Annotated in this window: 4 protein-coding genes; 3 read left to right on the top strand and 1 reads right to left on the bottom strand. The window is 64.0% G+C overall.

Annotation, left to right across the window (positions count from 1 at the left end; genetic code table 11):
* Positions 1-274: 274 nt before the first annotated feature.
* Entirely contained in the window at positions 275-1,906 is a 1,632-nt protein-coding gene (locus QMX97_RS22025) for a PvdJ/PvdD/PvdP-like protein (RefSeq protein ID WP_282397606.1), read from the bottom strand.
* Positions 1,907-2,048: 142 nt separating this feature from the next.
* Between QMX97_RS22025 and pvdM the strand changes: the two genes are divergently transcribed.
* The 3 genes from pvdM to QMX97_RS22010 are packed head-to-tail and all read left to right on the top strand — an operon-like array spanning position 2,049 to position 5,595.
* Positions 2,049-3,398, top strand: coding sequence for a pyoverdine-tailoring dipeptidase-like protein PvdM (gene pvdM / locus QMX97_RS22020; protein WP_282397605.1), 1,350 nt, complete (start codon positions 2,049-2,051; stop codon positions 3,396-3,398).
* 18 nt (positions 3,399-3,416) lie between these two features.
* Complete coding sequence (locus QMX97_RS22015) at positions 3,417-4,688, top strand: aminotransferase class V-fold PLP-dependent enzyme (RefSeq protein ID WP_282397604.1); 1,272 nt, start codon at positions 3,417-3,419, stop codon at positions 4,686-4,688.
* Between the two features lie 34 nt (positions 4,689-4,722).
* Positions 4,723-5,595 carry a formylglycine-generating enzyme family protein gene (locus tag QMX97_RS22010; RefSeq protein WP_106804290.1) on the top strand — a complete coding sequence of 291 codons (873 nt, stop codon included), beginning with the start codon at positions 4,723-4,725 and terminating at the stop codon, positions 5,593-5,595.
* Positions 5,596-5,674 lie beyond the last annotated feature (79 nt).

Genomic DNA, 5,674 nt, shown 5'->3' with positions numbered 1-5,674 from the left:
GGAGGTAACCTGCCTGATAAGTCACGGTGGAGAAGAAAGTCCGTTTTCAGCTGCCGTTTGCAATCGTCTGTGCTGGGCGCCCGGTGAAAGAAACACGGGCACAGCCGGGGGCCTGGAAGGCTTCCGGCAGGGTTGGGAAATTAAGGGATTTGACCGCAGGGAGGTGACATGGGAAGCGGGGACAAGGGCGCCAGCCCTGGGATCGGCTGAGCAGCGGTGTGGTTTTAACGCGCAGGCGCGCCAGCGATGGCGCGGTGTCAGGCAGCGACGAGGGTCAGGCTTCGCGCGCCTTGACCTTTAAATGCCGCGCATACCAGGGCCGCTTCGGCACGCGCTTGAACAAACCCAGCAGCGCATCGTCCTCGGCACCGAAGGTGATGCGCAGCGCGAGCTTCATGGTCTCCGGATCCATCTCCATCGACTTGCCCATCTGCAACCCCGGCGTGGTGCTGCAGCCATGGGTGTCCGGGCCCAGCCACGGGTCACCGACTTCGACCCAGCGCCCCGGCGCAAACCAGGCCACGCCGTTGACCTGCATGCGGCTGACCTCGCCGGGATTGAAACGCTCATGGGCACGAAACCAGTCTTCGATGCGGTCGTCGATCCAGCCGTGGAAGTGCCAGAACACCGGGTTAACGTGGGACGAAAACGGATCGCCGAGGAAGTCGTTTTCCGCCGCATACCAGCGCGGGGCGAAGTCTGCCGGGTCGCGGGCCAGGGGCACGGGCGCACCGTTGGAAGGGTCACGGGGCACCGAGGCCCAGCGCATGTGCAGCCAGTCATGCAGGCCCAGCTCCATCTCCGAGCCCAACTGGCCGAGGCTCAACCTGGCCAGGTAACGCGGGTCGCGGTACTGGGATTCCCAGACCTGGAAATTGCCGTGGTAGGTCTCGGCCGCCTTGATGTCGCTGACCCACTGGGTGTATTCGCTGTCATCCGCGGCCCACCAGGTGGGCGGCAGGGCGAAGCCATCGTGGTTGTCGAAGTACCGCAGGAAGCCCAGGCGATCGCGCTCAAGGGGCGGTTGCGGCGCGGGGAATTGCGGCCATGAGGGCAAATCCTGCATTGAGCGCGCGGTGCCGAGCATGTGCCGGTGCATGAAGAAGAAGTCGATGCCCGAGCCATTGCGGTCCTTGTGCTTGCCACGCGCATCACGTTCCTTGCCCCGTGGGCCGGGTTGCCAGCCGATACCGCGCAGGGCCTCGCGCTTTTCTTCGGAGAGCTTGTGCCACTGGTCCCGGGTGGCGTGCCACAGCTGATGGAACAGGCGGTGCTCGGGCGCGATGAGCCAGGCCAGCAGCGTCGGGTTGAGGCCGATACGCTGGCGTGCTTCGGGAAACCAATGCTTGTGGGCAATAAAGCGGTTGTCGCGCTCGGTCAATGCCAGCGGGCGATCCAGGTCGAGGATCTGCCCGCTGAGGGTGCTGCTGCCGGCGTTGGCAAAGTCCGCCCAGACCTGGTCGAGGGTCATCTTGAATTCATAGGCGGGCCTGCCGTCGGCTGAGTCGCGGTCGATCAGGCGCCAATAGAGCAAGGCGCTGTCGCCGCTCACCAGGTCACCGAGTACGCGATAGCGCGGCTCGCCTTCGGCGCGCAGGTTGGCGGCGGTGTCCAGGTAGCCACGCACGCCGCGGCCACGCGGGGCGATGTCGAGCAACAGTTCCAGGCCTTCCAACGGCAGGCCCTTGAGGCCGGCGTCGCGACCTTCCAGGCGCAGGCTCCACACGCCACGCAAGGTGTTGGCCAGGTGCTGGCCGGCAGTATCGGCCAGCGCCACCGTGGCTTCGCCGGGGGTGATGGGGAATTCTTCTTCGCGCGTCAGCTCGCGATGGGCATAAAAGGCCGCCGGCACAGCGGCGCCGGTGAGCGCCAGGCCGGCGATGAACCCACGTCGAGAGATGGTCATTGTCTACCTTAGGAAACGGCTTTATCAGAGCTAGAACGTTTGCAGCCCGGGGAAATTTACCGCGCTGTCGGCGGCGCCTAAATTTGCGTGCCCATCACTCGTTCTTCCCTGATAGCGAAGGCCTCAACTGACTGAGATGGCAATGACAAAACCACGTTCGAAAAAGGCGCTGTATATCGGCCTGCCGCTGGCACTGGCCATCGGTGCCGGGGCCGGTTTCCTGGCCTGGGATCACTGGTTCAAGGGCAATGCCGGCTATCCGCTGGAGGTTATCAAGCAGGCCAATGAAATGCAGGACCGGCTGCTGTCGTTCGACAGCCATATCACCGTGCCGGTGGATTTCGGCACCGCCGGCAACGAGGCCGACAAGGACGGTAGCGGCCAGTTCGACCTGGCCAAGGCCGCACGCGGCCGCCTGTCCGGTGCCGCCCTGACGATCTTCGGCTGGCCGGAAATCTGGAACGGCCCCAACGCACCGCACAAACCCACCGACGGTTTTGTCGAAGCCGCGCGCAATGAACAGGAAGTGCGCTACAAAATCATCAGTGGCATGGTCCGCGACTACCCCAACCAGGTCGGCATCGCCTACACCCCGGACGACTTCCGGCGCCTGCATGGCGAGGGCAAGTTCGCGATCTTCATTAGCATGCTCAACGCCTACCCGCTGGGCAACGACCTCAACCAGCTGGACCTGTGGGCTGCGCGCGGCATGCGCATGTTCGGCTTCAGCTATGTGGGCAACAACGCCTGGTCCGACTCGTCGCGCCCGCTGCCGTTTTTCAATGACTCGGTGGATGCCCTCGACGGCCTCTCGGACATCGGCAAGCAAGCGGTGCACCGCCTGAATGACCTCGGCGTGATCATCGACGTGTCGCAGATGTCGACCAAGGCCCTGGAGCAGGTGGCGCAGTTGAGCCGTACGCCGATGGTGGCATCGCACTCGGCGCCACGCGCGGCGGTGGATATCCCGCGCAACCTCAGCGACAAGGAACTGCAACTGATCAAGCAGAGCGGCGGCGTGGTGCAGATCGTGGGTTTCTCCGCCTACCTGCGCCCGCTGAGCCAGCCGACCCAGGACAAGCTCAACGCCCTGCGCGCCCGTTTCGACCTGCCACCGCTGCCCAACCTCGCCGTGGCCTTGATGCCGGGTGACGCGATCATCGCCGCCTGGCCCGAACACAAATTCGGCGAGTACGCCGGCGCGCTGTACGCGATCCTCGACGAAGAGCCCAAGGCCACCCTCAAGGACCTGGGTGACGCCATCGACTACACCGTGCGCAAGATTGGTATCGATCACGTCGGCCTGGCGTCGGACTTCAACGATGGCGGCGGCATCCAGGGCTGGAACAACGTCGGGGAAGTGCGCAACGTCACCGCCGAACTGATTCAGCGTGGGTATTCCGAAGCCGATATCGCCAAGCTGTGGGGAGGCAACTTCCTGCGCGTGTGGGACCAGGTCCAAAAAGCCGCCAAACCCTTGGCCAACCGCTAATCACCTAGAAGTATGTCCATGACCGACCGCCGTACTTTTCTCAAGCAGGCCGGTGTTTTCGCCGCGAGCCTGCCGCTGGGCACCGCCCTGCTCCCCCAGGCAATGGCTGCCGACAGCACGAACGACCCATGGACGGGATTCAAGCAACTGTTCAACCAGGACCCCAGCTACCTGCACTTTTCCAACTTCCTCGTGGCCTCGCACCCCAGGCCGGTGCGCGAGGCCATTGAACGTTACCGCGCACAGATCGACCGCAACCCTGGCCTGGCGATGGACTGGGACCTGCAGGAGACCTGGAAGCGCGAAGGCCAGGTCCGCGAATGGGCCGGCCGCTACCTGAAGGCCACGCCCGCGCAGATCGCCCTCACCGGCAGCACCTCCGAAGGCCTGGCGATGATCTATGGCGGGATCAAGGTGCGCGCCGACCAGGAGATCCTGACCACGGTGCACGAGCATTACGCTACCGAGTTCAGCCTGGATTTCCGGGTACGCAAGGAGCAGACCCAGGTCCGCAAGATTCGCCTGTTCGACGATGCCCACCGGGTGTCCGCCGATGAAGTGCTGGGCAATATCCAACGCAATATCCGCCCCAACACCCGCGTGCTCGGCATGACCTGGGTACAGTCCGGCAGCGGCGTGAAGCTGCCCATCGGTGAGATCGGCAAGCTGGTCGAGGAACACAACCGCGAGCGCGATGACAAGGACCGTATCCTCTATATCGTCGACGGTGTGCATGGTTTTGGTGTGGAGAACCTCGATTTCCCGGACATGCACTGCGACTTCTTCATCGCCGGCACCCACAAGTGGATGTTCGGGCCGCGCGGCACCGGCCTGGTGTGCGCCCGCGACCCCGAGAACAAGTACGTGACGCCGATGGTGCCGACCTTCTCCGAGGACAAGGACTTCGCCACCATCATGACCCCTGGCGGCTTCCACGCCTTCGAGCATCGCTGGGCGGCGGACGAGGCCTTCAGGCTGCACTTGCAACTGGGCAAGGCACAGGTGCAGGCGCGCATCCATGCGCTGAACAGCGAATTGAAAGATCAACTGCTAACGCACCCGAAGATCGAACTGGTTACCCCACGCAGCCCCGAGCTGTCGGCCGGCTTTACCTTCTTCCGGGTCAAGGGCCAGGACAGTGATGCCGTGGCGGCCTACATGATGAAAAACCGTGTGGTCATCGACGCGGTGGACCGTGATGTCGGTCCGGTGATCCGTACCTCCCCGGGCCTGCTCAATTCCAGCGAAGAGATCCAGCGCTTCATGACCCTGCTGAACCAGCGGGCGTGAGGCCCGCCCTTTTTCCTTTGAACGAGATGCCCACATGAATCCATCCCGACTCAAGCCCCTGGGCGCCCTGGCGCTCACCGCCCTGTGCGCCACGCTGCTGCCCAACCTGGCCCAGGCCGCCACGCCGCAACCCGGCAAAGTATTCAAGGACTGCAAGGACTGCCCGGAAATGGTGGTGCTGCCCGCCGGCACCTTCACCATGGGCACGCCGGAAGATGAAGTCGGCCGCGAGCCGGATGAAGGCCCGATGCACGACGTGACCTTCGCCAAGCCCTTTGCCATGAGCCGCTTCCATATCACCGCCGGCGAATGGGACAGCTATATCCGCCAGACCGGGGTGAAGATCGCCGATGGCGACACCCGCCCCGGCCGCGAATGTATCGCCAGCAAGCCACGCTACCCGCAGGGCCCGCGCCAGCCGGCGGTGTGCATGGACATGGACGACATCAAGCACTACGTGGCCTGGCTATCGAAAAAGACCGGCCATCAATACCACATGGTCAGCGAAGCCCAGCGTGAATACGCCGCCCGCGCTGGCTCCACCGGGCCATTCCCCTTCCCGTTCGATGAAGGCAAGGGCTACAGCATTGCCGAGCACGCCAACACCTACGGCCCGGCAGATGGCTACAGCTATTCTTCGCCGGTAGGCAGCTACCCGCCGAATGCATTCGGCATGTACGACATGCACGGCAACGTATACGAACGGGTTGCCGACTGCGAGCACCCCAACTACATCGGCGCGCCGACCGATGGTAGTGCATGGATGGAGCCGAACTGCGAGGGTTACCAGATTCGCGGCAATGACTGGGGCGAGGCGCCCGTGTTCTCGCGCTCGGGCAACCGCAACAACATTTTCCCGCAGACGCGCGGAGACTGGATCGGTTTTCGGGTAGTGCGCGATCTCTGACAACACAGGCGATCCAGTGTGGGAGCGGGCTTGCTCGCGAAGGCGGTGGGTCAGGCACCCTCTTCAGCGACTGGCACAC

The organism is Pseudomonas sp. PS01298 (genome assembly GCF_029959745.1).
Taxonomy (GTDB): domain Bacteria; phylum Pseudomonadota; class Gammaproteobacteria; order Pseudomonadales; family Pseudomonadaceae; genus Aquipseudomonas; species Aquipseudomonas aylmerensis.
The sequence above is the reverse complement of the archived record's forward strand: the minus strand, read 5'-3'. Positions and strand labels throughout refer to the sequence as shown.

Coding starts and splice junctions, on each gene's coding strand:
- QMX97_RS22025 (WP_282397606.1), bottom strand. CDS start 1,906: ATGACCATCTCTCGACGTGGGTTCATCGCCGGCCTGGCGCTCACCGGC.
- pvdM (WP_282397605.1), top strand. CDS start 2,049: ATGACAAAACCACGTTCGAAAAAGGCGCTGTATATCGGCCTGCCGCTG.
- QMX97_RS22015 (WP_282397604.1), top strand. CDS start 3,417: ATGACCGACCGCCGTACTTTTCTCAAGCAGGCCGGTGTTTTCGCCGCG.
- QMX97_RS22010 (WP_106804290.1), top strand. CDS start 4,723: ATGAATCCATCCCGACTCAAGCCCCTGGGCGCCCTGGCGCTCACCGCC.